Raw genomic sequence first — 16,439 nt, forward strand, 5'->3', positions numbered from 1 at the left:
TGTTTCGAGCGCGAAGGGAGTTCGACCGTCGGTACGTCGGTCAGGAGTCCGTCGGTCAGGAATCCGCCGACCGGCCGAGCTCGTTGTCGATGAAGGCGAGGACCTCATCGGCACTCGCAGCCTCGATCCGTTCCGTAGTGGCGTTTTCGTCGTTCTCGGGGTCGGATCCGTCCCACCTCGCGAGCAGGTGCCGCAGCCGTCCCGCGACCCCGGACCTGGTGACCTCGTCCAGCACGCCCGCGGCGAGCGCCGCCTCCAGCCGGTCGAGTTCGGCCAGCGGGGACGGGCTCGCGGCCGGTGCGGCCTCGCCCAGCAGCGCGGACGCGAGATGCCGGGCGACGGCGACCGGCGTGGGATGGTCGAACACGAGGGTGGCGGAGAGCCGCACCCCCGCTGTCGCGGTCAGCCGCGTCCGCAGCTCCACCGCCATCAGGGAGTCGAAGCCCAGCCGGCTGAAGTCGCGGTCGGCCGGGATCGCGTCCGGGGTGGTGTGCCCCAGTACGGCGGCGGTCTCGGCCCGCACCAGGTCCACGAGGAGCAGCTCGCGCTCCTCCTCCCCCAGCCCCGCGAGGCGCTGGGCGAGACCGGTGGCGCCGTCGCGTGCGGCGGCGGCCGTGCGGCGCCGGGTCCGCAGCAGCCCCCGCAGGATCGCCGGGACCTCGCCCGGGTCGCGCGGCGTCGCGGCGCCCGCTCCGGCGGCGATCCGTACCGGAACGGCCAGGGCTTCGTCGCGTACGGTCGCGGCGTCGAACAGGGCGAGGCCCTGGTCCACCGGCAGCGGAGGCATGCCCGAGCGGGACATCCGCTCCATGTCGGTGTCGCTGAGACCGCTGGTCATGCCGCCGCTGCGGGCCCACGGGCCCCAGGCCAGCGACAGGGCCGGCAGGCCGAGGCCCGCGCGGTGACGGGCCAGTGCGTCCAGGAACGTGTTGGCGGCGGCGTAGTTGCCCTGGCCGGGGCCGCCGGTGATACCGGCGACCGAGGAGTACAGGACGAAGCCCGCCAGGTCCAGGTCGCGGGTCGCCTCGTGCAGATGCCAGGCGGCGTCCGCCTTCGGCCGCAGCACCCGGTCGAGCAGTCCGGGCGTCAGCGAGCCGATCGTGGCATCGGCCAGCACCCCGGCGGTGTGTACGACGGCGGTCAGCGGGTGCTCGGCCGGTACGGCCGCCAGCAGCGCGTCCAGCGCCGTACGGTCGGCGACGTCGCAGGCGGCGACGGTCACCTCGGCGCCCCGGGCGGTCAGTTCCGCCCGCAGGTCCGCCGCGCCCGGCGCGTCCGGTCCGCGCCGGCCGACGAGGAGCAGGTGCTTGACGCCGTGTCCGGCCACCAGGTGCCGCGCCAGCTCACCGCCCAGGCCGCCGGTACCGCCGGTGATCAGGACCGTACCGTCGCGGTCCCACGAACGGGCCGCGTTCCGGGCCGCCGGGGCGCGTTCCGGCAGCCGGGCCAGCCGGGCCACCCGTATCTCGCCGCCGCGCAGCGCCGCCTGTGTCTCACCGGCGTCCAGCAGTCCCGGCAGGGCGGGGAGAGCGGCCGGCAGGGCGTCCGTGTCGTCCAGGTCGAGGAGCAGGAAGCTGCCGGGGTTCTCCGACTGCGCGGAGCGCACCAGACCCCACGCCGGGGCGGCGGCCAGGTCCGGTACGTCCTTGTCACCGGCCGAGACCGCGCCCCGGGTGACGAGGACCAGCCGCGATCCGGCGGTCCGCTGATCGGCCGTCCACTCCCGCAGCAGGTCCAGGACAGCGGTCGTCACGGTCCGTACGGCCCCGGGGACCGGCTCGGGTGCGCCGGTCAGGTCCCGGATGGCCGGGGCCAGCACGACGTCCGGCACCGGGCCCTCGGCGTCGAGGAGTTCCGCCAGCGAGCCGGCCCTTACGGCGGACAGGCCGCCCATCGATTCCAGCGCGCCGGACGGCCCCGCCGCGTCCGTGGCGACGACCGCCCACCGGATGCCGGCGGGGGACGCGGGAGACACCGGCGCGGGCACCCACTCGACGCCGAACAGCGAGGCGTCCTCGTCGGCGGCCGTGGCGGTCTGCGCCTCGGTGACCGGGCGCAGGGTCAGGGAGCGCACCGAGATCACCGGCGCGCCCTCCTCGTCGACCGCCGCCAGCGACACGGTGTCCTCGCCGGCCGGGGTGAGCCGTACGCGCAGCGTCGTGGCGGCCGCGGCGTGCAGCGTCAGTCCGTGCCACTCGGACGGCTCCGCTCCGGCGGCCGCGCCGTCGGTGTCCAGCAGGCCGGCCGCGCGGACGGCGGCGGTCAGCAGCGCCGGATGGATCGCGAAGGCCCCGTGCGTACGGGCCTCTTCGGCGAGCTCCACCTCGGCGAACACCTCGCCGTCCCGCCGCCAGGCCGCCCGGAGACCGAGCCGCTCGGCGGCACCGTCCAGATCCAGGTCCGGGTCCACGTCCGGGTCCAAGTCCAGGTCCAGGCGTACGGCTTCTGCGCCGGCCGGCGGCCATACCGCGGTGTCGAACTCGGCCTCCGGCCTACGGTCACCGGCGGCCAGTACTCCAGTGGCGTGCAGGGTCCACGGCAGGTCCGCCGCGGCGTCGGGACGCGCGTGTACGTGCAGCGCGCGGCGGCCCGCCTCGTCGGCGGCTCCCACCCGCACCTGTACGCGCACCGCGCCCTGCTCGGGCACGACCAGACCCGCCGCGACGGACAGTTCCTCGACCCGGTCACAGCCGACCTCGTCACCGGCCCGTACGGCCAGCTCGGCGAAGGCCGCCGTCGGCAGCACGGTCCTGCCGAGCACCTGATGGCCGGCCAGCCAGGGGTGCGACTGGACCGACAGCCGGCCGGTCAGCACCGTCTCGTCCGACCCGGCGACCGTCATCGCCGCGCCCAGCAGTGGATGCCCCGCGGCCACCAGGCCGAGCCCCGAGGCGTCTCCCGCGGCCACCGACACCGAAGGCCAGTAGCGCTCACGCTGGAACGCGTAGGTCGGCAGCTCCACCCGGCGCGCGCCCGTGCCGGCGAAGATCCCGGCCCAGTCGGCCGTCACCCCGTTCGCGTGCACCCGGGCCAGCGCGGTGACGGCGGTCAGTTCCTCGGAGCGGCCCTTGCGCAGGAACGGCACCACCACGGCCTCGGCCGGCACGCAGGGGCGGGCCAGGGCGGCCAGCACCCCGTCCGGGCCCAGCTCCAGGAACGTACCGACGCCCTGCTCTGCGAGGGTCCGCACCCCGTCGGCGAAGCGGACCGCCTCGCGGACATGCCGTACCCAGTACTCGGCGGAGCACAGCTCCTCGGCGGACGCGAGCCGGCCGGTCAGATTCGACACCACGGGAATACGGGGCGCCTGGAAGGCCAGCCGCCGCGCGACGGCGCGGAACTCGTCCAGCATCGGGTCCATCAGCGGCGAGTGGAACGCGTGGCTGACCGAGAGCCGTGACGTCCTGCGTCCCTCGGCCGCCAGGAGGTCCGCGGCCGTCCTCACTTGCTCCTCGTCGCCGGAGAGGACGACGGAGGTGGGTCCGTTGACCGCGGCGACGGACACCCGGTCGGACAGCAGCGGGGCGACCTCGTCCTCGGTGGCCTGCACCGCGATCATGGCCCCGCCCGTGGGCAGCGCCTCCATCAGCCGGGCCCTGGCCGCCACCAGACGGCAGGCGTCCGCCAGCGAGAACACCCCCGCCACCTGCGCGGCGGTGATCTCGCCGATCGAGTGACCGGCCACGAAGTCCGGCGTCACACCCCACGACTCCACCAGCCGGAACAGCGCCACCTCGATCGCGAACAGGGCCGGCTGGGTGAACGCGGTCCGGTTCAGCAGATCGGCGTCGTCGCCCCAGATCACCTCGCGCAGCGGACGGTCCAACTCCCCGTCCATCCGCGCCAGTACGGCGTCCAGCGCGTCGGCGAAGACCGGGAAGCGCTCGTACAGCTCCCGGCCCATCCCCAGCCGCTGCGACCCCTGACCGGAGAACAGCACCGCGGCGGGCCGCCGCGCGTCCACTCCCCTGGCGACCTCCGCCACTCCCTCGCCGGAATGCGTCAGCACGGCTCGGTGCTCGAACACCGAGCGGCCCGTGGCGAGCGAGAACCCGATGTCGACCGGGGACAGCCCGGGGCGCTCGGCCACGAAGGACCGCAGCCGCTCCAGCTGCCCGTCCAACGCGGCTTCGCTGGTGGCCGATACGAGCCACGGCACCGCCGTCGGCGTCACGGCGGGGGCCGACGGCCGCTCGGCCGTGTCCTCGGCCGGCGGGCCCTGCTCCAGAATCACATGCGCGTTGGTGCCGCTGATGCCGAAGGACGACACCCCGGCACGCCTGGGGCGGTCGACGTCCGGCCACTCCACCTGCTGGGTGAGCAGCTCCACCGCCCCCGCCGACCAGTCGACCCGGGTCGAGGGCTCGCTCACGTTCAGCGTCCGCGGCAGCCGGCCGTTGCGGAGCGCCAGGATCATTTTCATCACGCCCGCGACGCCGGCGGCCGCCTGGGTGTGGCCGAGGTTCGATTTCACGGACCCGAGCAGCAGCGGCCGCTCCGGGTCGCGGTCACGCCCGTACGTCGCGAGCAGAGCCTGCGCCTCGATGGGGTCGCCGAGCGTGGTGCCGGTGCCGTGTGCCTCGACGGCGTCCACATCCGCGGGCGTCAGACCGCCGCTGGCGAGTGCCTGGCGGATCACCCGCTGCTGGGAGGGGCCGTTCGGGGCGGTCAGACCGTTCGACGCGCCGTCCTGGTTGATGGCCGACCCGCGCAGGACGGCCAGGATCTCGTGACCGTTGCGCCGGGCGTCCGACAGCCGCTCGGCGACGACCACGCCGACGCCTTCCGACCATCCGGTGCCGTCGGCCGAGTCGGAGAACGCCTTGCAGCGCCCGTCCGGGGCGAGACCGCCCTGCCGGGTGAACCCGGCGAAGCTCGTGGCGGTCGTCATCACGGTGACCCCGCCGACCAGCGCCATGGAGCACTCACCGCCGCGCAGCGCCTGGGCGGCCCAGTGCAGCGCCACCAGGGAGGAGGAGCAGGCGGTGTCCACCGTGACCGCGGGGCCCTCGAAGCCGAAGGCGTAGGAGAGCCTGCCGGAGATGACGCTCGCGGCGAGACCGGTGCCGGCGTGGGCCTCCACGTCCTCGCTGGCCCGGAGGATCAGGTTGGCGTAGTCCTGGCCGTTGGTGCCGACGAACACACCGGTCCGGCTGCCGCGCAGCGAGGCCGGGTCGGTGCCGGTCCGCTCGAAGGCCTCCCAGCCCACCTCCAGCAGCAAGCGCTGCTGCGGGTCCATGGCGAGGGCCTCACGCGGCGAGATCCCGAAGAAGCCGGGGTCGAAGTCGGCGGCCTCGTAAAGGAATCCGCCCTCCCGCGTCGCGCTGCGGCCCTGGCCGTCACCGGCCAGGACATCGAGGTTCCAGCCCCGGTCGGTGGGGAACTCGACGATCCCGTCCCGGCCGTCGGCCAGGAGCTGCCACAGATCCTCGGGCGAGCGCACCCCGCCGGGGAACCGGCACGCCATGCCGACGATCACGATCGGGTCGTCGGAGTCCGCGACGCCGGGGGTAAGGACAGGGGTGAGGGCGGGGGCGTCGAGGCCGGTCCGCTCGCCGAGCAGCTCGGCGATCAGATGGCCGGCGAGCGCCTGCGGGGTGGGGTAGTCGAACACCAGGCTGGCGGGCAGCGCCAGACCGGTGAGCCGCGAGAGCCGGTTGCTCAGTTCCACCGCGGTCAGCGAGTCGAAGCCGAGGTCACGGAACGCCTTCTCGCCCCTGATGGCCTCGGCGCCGGCGTGTCCGAGCACCGCGGCGGCCTGGGTACGGACGGCGGCCAGCAGCACGGCGGTGCGCTCGCCCTCCGACGCTCCGTACAGCCGCTCCCGCAGCCCGGAGGCCGCCGACTCGCTCTCCTGCCGTGCCTCCCGCGCCGTCGTCAGCGCGCGCCGGGCCTCGGGCAGGTCGGCCAGCAGCGGACTGGGCCGCAGGCTCAGCAGGGCTTGGAGGAGACGCGGCTGCTGAAGATCGGCGAGGACCGCGGTCGGTTCCGGCTCCCGCACCACCCGGGACAGCGCGGAGAGCGCCAGCTCGGGGTCGAGCAGACCCGGCGGCTGCTCATGGCCGACCGCGCCCGACGGTGCGCCGGCGGTGTCGTCGATCCCGGCCTGCCGGGCCATGCCGCCGCCGCCCCACGCGCCCCAGGCGATGGAGGTCGCGGGGAGCCCCAGCGACCGCCGCCGCTCGGCCAGTGCGTCGAGCACCGCGTTCGCCGCCGCGTAGTTGGCCTGGCCGGGGTTGCCCACCGCGCCGGCCACCGACGAGAACAGCGCGAACACCGAAAGATCCAGCTCACGGGTCAGTTCGTCGAGCAGCAGGGCCGAGGCGACCTTCGGCCGGAACACCGTCTCGAACCGCTCGGGCGTCAGACCGGCCAGCACGCCGTCGTCCAGCACACCCGCCGTATGCACCACGGCGGTCAACGGGCAGTCCTCCGGGACCGCTGCGAGCACTCGCTCCAGCTGCTCCCGGTCGGCCGCGTCGCAGGCGGTGAGGGTGACCTGTACGCCGAGGTCCGTCAGCTCCGCGTGCAGCTCCCGCGCGCCGGGGGCGTCCGGGCCACGGCGGCTCAGCAGTACGAGATGGCGGGCGCCCTCGCTCGCCAGCCGGCGGGCCACCCGCGCGCCGAGCGCGCCGGTACCGCCGGTGATGAGCACGGTGCCCGACGGCTCCCACCGTCCCTCGCGCTCCCCCACGGTCTCCGCGGTGGGCGCGGGCACCATCCGCCGGCCGAACACGCCCGACGCGCGGACAGCGACCTGGTCCTCGTCGCTCCGGCCCGCCAGCACGGAGACGAACCGCCGTACGGACCGGTCGTCCAGCTCCTCGGGGAGATCGGCCAGCCCGCCCCAGAGGCGGGGGTGTTCGAGCGCGGCGACGCGGCCGAGGCCCCACACGGCGGCCTGCCCCGGGCTGACCAGCGGCTCTGAGCGGCCGACCGACACCGCGCCCCGGGTGACCGCCCAGAGCGGGGCCGCGAGGCCCGCGTCCGCGAGCGCCTGTACGAGCACGGCGGTGGACACCAGGCCACCGGGCACCCCGGCGGGTCCTGACGACTCGTCCAGGGCCAGCAGCGACACCACACCCGCGATGTCCGCGCCGCTCGAAGCCGCCGCCTCGGACAGCCGCCCGGCGAGGCCGGTACGGTCACGGTCGGTGTCACCGATGTCCACCCGCACCGCGGCCGGGCCGAGCGCCGCGATCAGCGACGTCACCCAGGCGTCGTCGCCTCCGGCCGGGACCGGCACCAGCCAGGTCCCGGACAGGGTGTCCTGGGAGCTGTCGGCGTTCAGCGGCTTCCAGCTCGCGCGGTAGCGCCACGCGTCCACGGCCGACCGGGCCTTGCGCCGGGTCCGCCACGACGACAGGGCGGGCAGTACGGCCCCGAGGGAATCGCCGTCCACATCCAGGCTGGACGACAGGGACTCCAGATCCGCCCGCTCCACCGCAGCCCAGAACTCCGCGTCGACCGGATCCGTACCGTCCGCCGACGCGGCGCCGACCACTTCGGGCCAGAACCGCTCGCGCTGGAAGGCGTAGGTCGGCAGATCCACCTGCCTGGCACCGGTTCCCGCGAACACCTCGGTCCAGTCGACGGGGGCTCCGGCCACATGCAGCCGCGCCAGCGCGGTGATCAGCGCCGCTTCCTCGTCGCGGTCCTTGCGCAGCGCGGGAACCACCTCGGCGTCGCCGGGCAGGGACTCGCGCGCCATGGCGGAGAGCACGCCGTCCGGGCCCAGCTCCAGGAACGTACCGACGCCCTGATCGGCCAGGGTCCGTACGCCGTCGGCGAACCGGACGGCCTCCCGGACATGGCGGACCCAGTACTCCGCCGAGCACAGCTCCTCGGCCGACGCCAGTCGGCCGGTCAGGTTGGAGACCAGCGGGATGCCGGGCTCCTGGAACGACAGACCGGCGGCCACCGTGCGGAACTCGTCCAGCATCGGCTGCATCAGCGGCGAGTGGAAGGCGTGCGAGACGCGCAGCCGACTCGTCTTACGGCCCAGCTCCGCCAGCCGGGCCGCGACCTCCAGGACCGCGTCCTCGTCACCGGAAATCACCACCGACGTCGGGCCGTTGACCGCCGCGATCGACACACGGTCGGAGAGCAGCGGAAGAACCTCGTCCTCCGTCGCCTGCACCGCGACCATCGCACCGCCGGACGGCAGCGCCTGCATCAACTTCGCGCGGGCCACGACCAGGCGGGACGCGTCCTCCAGCGAGAACACCCCCGCCACATGAGCCGCCGCGATCTCACCGATCGAGTGACCGGCCACGAAGTCAGGGGTGACACCCCACGACTCCACCAGGCGGAAGAGAGCGACCTCGATGGCGAACAGAGCCGGCTGGGTGAAGCCGGTCTCGTTCAGCAGCTCGGCGTCGTCGCCCCAGATGACGTCCCTGAGCGGACGGTCCAACTCCCCTTCCAGCCGCGCCAGTACGGCGTCCAGCGCCTTCGCGAAGACGGGGAAGCGCTCGTACAACTCGCGGCCCATCCCCAGCCGCTGACTGCCCTGACCGGAGAACAGCACCGCCGATGTCCGCTCGGTGGCCATGCCCCGGGCGACGTCCGCGACGCCCTCGCCGGTGGCCAGCAGCACCGCGCGGTGCTCGAACGCCGACCGGCCGGTCGCCAGCGAGAACCCGACATCCACCGGGGAGTGCCCGGGGTGCTGCCTCGCGAAGGCCCGTATCCGGCTGATCTGTCCGTCCAGGGCCGCTTCATTCTTGGCCGACACGAGCCAGGGCACGGCGCGGGGAACCACGTCCGGCGTGACAGGCGAACGGTCCGCGGCGTCATCCGCCGGGTCGGACTGCTCCAGGACCACGTGCGCGTTCGTGCCGCTGATGCCGAAGGACGACACGCCGGCCCGGCGCGCGCGCCCGGTCTCCGGCCACGCGGTGTTGTCGGCCAGCAGCTCCACGGCGCCGGCCGTCCAGTCGACGTGCGACGACGGCTCCGTCAGATGCAGTGTCCGCGGCAGCGTTCCGTGCCGCAGCGCCATCACCATCTTGACCAGCCCGGCGGCGCCCGCGGCGGCCTGTGTGTGGCCGATGTTGGACTTCACGGAGCCCAGCAGCAGCGGCCGGTCGAGCTCACGGTCCTGCCCGTACGTCGCGAGAAGCGCCTGCGCTTCGATCGGGTCGCCCAGCGGCGTCCCGGTACCGTGCGCCTCCACCGCGTCCACCTCGGCCGGGGCCAGGCCCGCGTTGGCCAGCGCCTGCCGGATGACGCGCTGCTGGGCCGGGCCGTTCGGCGCCGTCAGACCGTTCGAGGCACCGTCCTGGTTGACCGCGCTGCCCCGTACGACCGCAAGGACCTTGTGCCCGTTGCGCCGGGCGTCCGACAGCCGCTCCATGACCAGTACGGCCGCGCCCTCGGACCATCCGGTGCCGTCCGCCGAGTCGGAGAACGCCTTGCACCGCCCGTCGCCGGCCAGTCCGCCCATACGGGAGAATCCGGCGAAGTTCGCGGAGGTGGTCATCACCGTCACACCGCCCGCGAGGGCGAGCGAGCACTCACCGCTGCGCAGCGCCTGGGCGGCGAGGTGCAGTGACACCAGGGAGGAGGAGCAGGCGGTGTCGACCGACATCGCCGGGCCCTCCAGACCGAGCGCGTACGCCAGCCGGCCCGACACGACGCTCACGGCGAGGCCGGTGGTCGCGTGGCCCGCCATGTCGTCCTTCGAGCGCATGACGAGGCCGACGTAGTCCTGGCCGCTCACGCCGACGAAGACGCCGGTACGGCTGCCACGCAGGGTCGCCGGGTCGATTCCGGCGCGCTCGGCCGCCTCCCAGGAGACTTCGAGCAGGACGCGCTGCTGCGGGTCCATGGCGAGGGCCTCGCGCGGCGAGATTCCGAAGAACCCGGCGTCGAAGTCGGCCACGTCGCGCAGGAATCCGCCCTGTCCCTCGGTGGCGCCGATGGTCGAGTCGGCCTGCCAGCCACGGTCGGTGGGGAAGCCGGAGATGGCGTCCTCGCCGGAGAGGACGAGGTCCCAGAGGCCCTCGGGGGACTCCACTCCGCCGGGGAAGCGGCAGCTCATCCCGACGATCGCGATCGGATCGTCGGTGGCATCGGCGCTGTCGGCCGACTCACGTGCGGTGACGGCCGCGACGTCGTCCGCGCCCACCAGCTCGTCGAGCAGGTATCCGGCGAGCCGAGTGGGCGTGGGGTAGTCGAAGATGAGGGTGGCGGGCAGCGTCAGACCGGTGGCCGAGGACAGCCGGTTGCGCAGCTCGACGGCGGTCAGCGAGTCGAAGCCCAGCTGGCGGAACTCCCGTTCCGCGACGATGGCCTCGGCCGAGGAGTGCGCGAGCACCACGGCGGCTTCGGTACGGACCAGATCGATCAGCAGGCGGGGGCGCTCGCTCTCGCCCAGCGCGGCCAGCCGCTCGACGAGGCCCGCCCGGGACACGCCGGCGGCGCCGCTCTTCGCGGCGCGGCGGCCGGTGCGTACGAGCCCGCGCAGGATGGCCGGGACTCCGGCCGCCGAGGGGATCGCGCCGCCGCCGATGCCGAGCGGGACGACCAGTGCCTCGTCGCTGCCCGTGGCGGCGTCGAACAGGGCGAGGCCCTGCTCCACCGACAGCAGCGGCATCCCGGAGCCGCTGACCCGGCGTACGTCGTGGTCCTCCAGGGTGCTGGTCATGCCGATGCCCTGTTCCCAGGCGCCCCAGGCCAGCGAGAGCGCGGGCAGGCCCTGGGCGCGCCGGTGGGCGGCGAGGGCGTCGAGGAACGCGTTGCCCGCCGCGTAGTTGGCCTGTCCGGGGCCGCCCATGACGCCGGACGTCGACGAATACACCACGAACGCGGCGAGGTCGAGGTCCCGGGTCAGCTCGTGCAGATTCCAGGCGGCGTCGACCTTCGGCCGCAGGACCGTGGCCAGCCGCTCGGGGGTCAGCGAGCCGATGACGCCGTCGTCCAGCACGCCCGCCGTATGCACCACGGCGGTCAGCGGATGCCCGGACGGCACCGATGCCAACAGCCCCGCCAGCGCTTCCCGGTCGGCCACATCGCACGCGGCGACCGATACGTCGGCGCCCTGCGTCCTCAGCTCGGCGGCCAGCTCGGCCGCGCCCGGAGCCTCGATGCCGCGACGGCTGGTCAGCAGTAGACGCCGTACTCCGCGCTCGGCGACCAGATGGCATGCCAGCACGCCCCCCAGACCGCCGGTACCGCCGGTGATCAGAACCGTGCCACGGGCATCCCACACGGGCGGCATGCTCAGCACGATCTTGCCCACATGCTTGGCCATGCTCATGAACCGGAAGGCGTCGCGCGCCCGGCGCACATCCCAGGAACGGACCGGCAGCGGCTCCAGCACACCCCGGTCGAACAGCTCCATCAGCGCGCCCAGCATCCGCTGAATGCCGGCGGGGTCCACCCAACCGAGGTCGAACGACTGGTAATTCACGCCGTCGGGCAGGTCCGCCGCGTCACGGACGTCGGTCTTGCCCATCTCCAGGAAGCGGCCGCCCGCCCCGACCAGCCGCAGCGACGCGTCCACGAACTCACCGGCCAGCGAGTTCAGTACGACATCGACACCCTGGCCGTCCGTGACCCCGGCGAACGCCGCCTCGAAATCTGTCGTACGCGACGAAGCGATGTGATCGTCCGCCACACCCAACGACCGCAGGACCTCCCACTTGCCCTCACTCGCGGTCGCGAACACCTCGGCGCCCAGATGGTTCGCCACCTGGATCGCCGCCATACCCACACCACCCGCGCCGGCATGAATCAGCACCTTCTCACCGCGCTGAAGCCCACCGAGGTCCACCAGGGCGTGATAGGCCGTCAGGAACACCAGCGGCATCGAAGCCGCCGTCTCCCACGACCACCCCTCCGGTACGGGGGTCATGCGGCGTTCGTCGCCCACGACATGGGTGCCGAAGCCGCCGAAGAGCATGCCCGTGACCCGGTCGCCGACCCGCAGTTCGGTCGCCTCGGGCCCGGTCTCGACGACCACGCCAGCCGCCTCGGAGCCGAACAGCCCGGCGTCGCCGGGGTACATGCCCAGGGCGTTGAGGACATCACGGAAGTTCACTCCGGCCGCGCGGACCTCGATGCGTACATCGCGGCCGGTCAGCGGTTCGAGGACCTCGGGGAAGGGCGCCAGGGTCAGCCCGTCCAGGCTGCCCTTGGCCCGGCTGCCCAGCCGCCACGGCACCCCGGCCGGCGGCACCAGCCCCGTACCGGACTCCAGCCGGGCGAGCCGGCCGACCCGCAGCGTGCCCGCGCGGACCACGGCCTGCGGTTCTTCGGCGTCCACCAGCCCCGGCAGGCCGGGGAGTACGACCGCCGAGTCCGCCGAAGCGTCCACGTCCACCAGCAGGAACCGGCCGGGGTTCTCCGCCTGCGCGGACCGTACGAGGCCCCATACCGAGGCGGCGGCGACATCGGAGACGTCCTCGGCGCCGTCCTCGACGGCGCCCCGGGTGACGAACACCAACCGTGAGTTGGCGAACCGGTCCTCGGCCAGCCACTCCTGCACCAACGCCAGCGCGTGACGGGCGAGTTCGTGCGCCGACTCGGCGCCCCGCGTGCTGTCGCCCGTGAGCGGGACGACCACGACCTGCGGCACCGCCGCGTCGTCACCGGCGGCCGGCCCGGTCAGCTCCGCGAGCGTGGCCACCGGAGGACGGAGCCGGACCGCGGCTGTCGAACCGAGCGCGGCCGTCAGGCCCAGCTCGTCCTGGCCGAGCACCACCCAGGTGGTGTCGTCGGACACCTTCTCCGGCGTTCCCGGCACCCAGTCGACACGGAACAGCGAGTTCAGCTCGTCGCGGCGGGCCGTGCCCGCCGGCTGGGGCCCGGCCGCCCGCAGGACCAGCGACTCCACCGAGATCACCGGTTCACCCCGCATGTCGACCGCGGCCAACTGGACCGCGTCCTGGCCGTTGCTGGTCACCCGGACCCGCAGGGTCGACGCCCCGGAGGCGTGCAGCGACACGCCGTTCCAGGCGAACGGCAGCAGGCTGCGGTCGTCGCCGTCCGCGCTGGCGAACACCGTGCTGTGCAGGACGGAGTCGAACAGCGCCGGGTGCACCCCGTAGGAGTCCGCGTCGCTGACGTCACGGTCGAGCGCGACCTCGGCGAAGATCTCCTCCCCCCGGCGCCAGACCGCGCGCAGACCGCGGAAGACGGGACCGTACTCCAGCCCGTTGCTCGCGTAGCGGTCGTAGAGACCCTCCACGTCCACCACGGTCGCGCCCTTGGGCGGCCATACGGACGCGTCGAAGTCGATCAGGCGCTCGCCGCCGCCGATCCGCCCGGAGGCGTGCAGCGTCCACTCGTCGTCGGGCGCGTCGGCCGGGCGCGTGTAGAACCGCAGTTCACGGCGGCCGTCGTCGTCGGCGCCGCCGACGGAGATCTGGACCTGGACCGCGCCGGTGCGGGGCAGGATGAGCGGGGCGGCCAGCATCAGTTCCTCGACCCGGTCGCAGCCGGCCTGGTCGGCGGCGCGGATCGCCAGCTCCAGGAATCCGGTGCCGGGGAAGAAGACCATCCCGCTGACGACATGGTCGGCCAGCCACGGGTGGGTGGCCAGCGACAGCGTGCCGGTCAGCAGCAGTTCGTCGGAGCCCGCCACGGACATGGCCGCGCCGAGCAGCGGGTGGTTGGCGGAGGTCAGGCCCAGACCGGCCGCCTCGGCCGGCTGGAAGGTCACCTTCGGCCAGAACCGCTCGTGCTGGAAGGCGTAGGTCGGCAGATCGACCTGCCGGGCGCCGGTTCCGGCGAAGAACGCCGGCCAGTCCACCCGTACACCGTGGACATGCAGGTGGGCCAGTGCGGTGACGGCCGAGGTCTCCTCGGGCCGGTCCTTGCGGAGCGACGGTACGGTCACGGCGCCGCTCGGGACCGATTCCTGGGCCATGGCGGAGAGCACGCCGTCCGGGCCCAGCTCCAGGAACGTCGTCACACCCTGCTCGCCCAGCGTCCGCACCCCGTCCGCGAACCGGACGGCCTCCCGGACATGCCGCACCCAGTACTCCGCCGAGCACAACTCCCCGTCCGAGGCCAGACCGCCGGTCAGGTTCGACACCACCGGCACGGACGGCTCGGCGTAGGTCAGGGTCTCCGCGACGGTGCGGAACTCGTCCAGCATCGGGTCCATCAGCGGGGAGTGGAAGGCGTGCGAGACACGCAGCCTGCTCGTCTTACGGCCCAGCTCCGCCAGCCGGGCCGCGACCTCCAGGACCGCGTCCTCGTCGCCGGAAATCACCACGGACGAAGGACCGTTGACCGCCGCGATCGAGACACCGGCGGAGAGCAGCGGGAGAACCTCGTCCTCCGTCGCCCGCACCGCGACCATCGCACCACCGGACGGCAGTGCCTGCATCAACTTCGCGCGGGCCACGACCAGACGGGACGCGTCCTCCAGCGAGAACACCCCCGCCACATGAGCCGCCGCGATCTCACCGATCGAATGGCCGGCCACGAAGTCCGGGGCCACGCCCCACGACTCCCACAGCCGGAACAGCGCCACTTCAATGGCGAACAAGGCCGGCTGGGTGAAGCCGGTCTCATTCAGCAGGTCGGCGTCCTCGCCCCAGATCACGTCCCTGAGCGGACGGTCCAACTCACCGTCCAGCCGGGCCAGTACGGCATCGAGGGCCTCGGCGAACACCGGGAACCTGTCGTACAACTCGCGGCCCATCCCCAGCCGCTGCGAGCCCTGGCCCGAGAACAGCACCGCGTACTTCGTGCGTCCGGCGACCGCGCCGTCGACCGCGCCCGGTGCCGCGCCGTTCCTGAGCCATGCCTCCAGTGCCTCGCGGCCCGCTTCGCCGGTCCTGTCCGCGACGACGGCGAGGCGGTGCTCCATGCTCGCCCTGGACGTCGCCAGGGACAGCGCCGTATCCACCGGGCGCAGGCCGGGCTCGCGCTCCAGCCGGCTCAGCAGAACGGTCGCCTGGTCCCGCAGGGCTTCGGCGGTCCGTCCCGAGATGACCCACGGCAGGGCGGTGGCCTCCTGGGCGGGGGCGGTCTCCTCCCGCTCGGCGGGGGCGGCGTCGGCGGCCGGGGCCTGCTCGATGATCACGTGCGCGTTGGTGCCGCTGACCCCGAACGAGGAGACGCCCGTACGGCGCGGGCGGCCCGCGTCCGGCCACGCGCGCGCCTCGGTGAGCAGCTCGACCTTGCCCGCGGACCAGTCGACGTGCGACGACGGCTCGTCCGCGTGGAGGGTCTTCGGCGCCACGCCGTGCCGCATCGCCATGACCATCTTGATCACGCCCGCGACGCCGGAAGCGGCCTGGGTGTGCCCGATGTTGGACTTCACCGAGCCGAGCAGCAGCGGCCGCTCGCGGTCCTGTCCGTAGCCTGCGAGCAGGCTCTGCGCCTCGATGGGGTCGCCCAGCGGGGTGCCCGTACCGTGCGCCTCCACCGCGTCGACATCGGCCGGGGAGAGGCCCGCGTTGGCGAGCGCCTGCCGGATGACGCGTTGCTGTGACGGGCCGTTGGGCGCGGTGAAGCCGTTGGAGGCGCCGTCCTGGTTGACCGCGGAGCCCCGGACCACGGCGAGGACGGGGTGTCCGTTGCGCTGGGCGTCCGACAGGCGCTCCAGCATCAGGACGCCGGCGCCCTCGGACCAGCCGGTGCCGTCGGCCGACTCGGCGAACGCCTTGCACCGGCCGTCGCGTGCCAGACCGCCCTGGCGGCTGAACTCGACCAGCGAGCCGGGGGTGGACATCACATTGACGCCGCCGGCGAGCGCCAGCCCGCATTCGCCGTTGCGCAGCGACTGCACGGCCAGGTGGAGGGCGACCAGCGAGGACGAGCACGCGGTGTCGACCGTGATCGCGGGGCCTTCGAGACCGAGCGTGTACGAGAGCCGGCCGGACACCGCGCTGGCGGCGATGCCGGTGCCGACATCGCCGGTCGCGTCGTCGAGCGACCTGACCAACAGGTAGGCGTAGTCCTGGCCGTTGGTGCCGATGAACGCGCCGGTACGGGTGCCCCGCAGCCGGGTGGCGTCGATACCGGACCGCTCGATGGCCTCCCAGGTGGTCTCCAGCAGCAGCCGCTGCTGGGGGTCCATGGTGGCCGCCTCGCGGGGCGAGATGCCGAAGAAGCCGGGATCGAAGTCGGCGATGCAGCTGAGGAATCCGCCCTGCTGGCTGACGGAGGTGTCGCGCTCGTCGGTGGAGCTGTCGCGCAGCGCGTCCAGGTCCCACCCCCGGTCGGTGGGGAATCCGGAGATGGCGTCGGTGCCTGAGGCGACGAGGTCCCAGAGGCCTTCCGGGGAGTAGACCTCGCCGGGGAACCGGCAGCTCATTCCGACGATGGCGATGGGTTCCTTGGCCGCGGCGACGAACATGCGGTTCTGCCGCCGGAGCCGCTCGGCCTCCTTCATCGCGGCGCGGAGTGCTTCTACGACACCCGCGGTAGGGGCATTCTCGGTGGGGGCATTCATCGTCTGCTCCGTCACTCTCGCG

General features: G+C 73.7%; 1 protein-coding gene. It reads right to left on the bottom strand.

The window, feature by feature from the left end:
- Positions 1 to 55: 55 nt before the first annotated feature.
- Complete coding sequence (locus ACZ6MZ_RS11345) at positions 56 to 16,417, bottom strand: type I polyketide synthase (protein ID WP_469351237.1); 16,362 nt, start codon at positions 16,415 to 16,417, stop codon at positions 56 to 58.
- Positions 16,418 to 16,439 lie beyond the last annotated feature (22 nt).

Source organism: Streptomyces sp. NPDC042201, from assembly GCF_055582185.1.

Excerpts from the sequence above, each read along its gene's own strand:
- ACZ6MZ_RS11345 (WP_469351237.1), bottom strand. The coding sequence starts at position 16,417 with ATGAATGCCCCCACCGAGAATGCCCCTACCGCGGGTGTCGTAGAAGCA.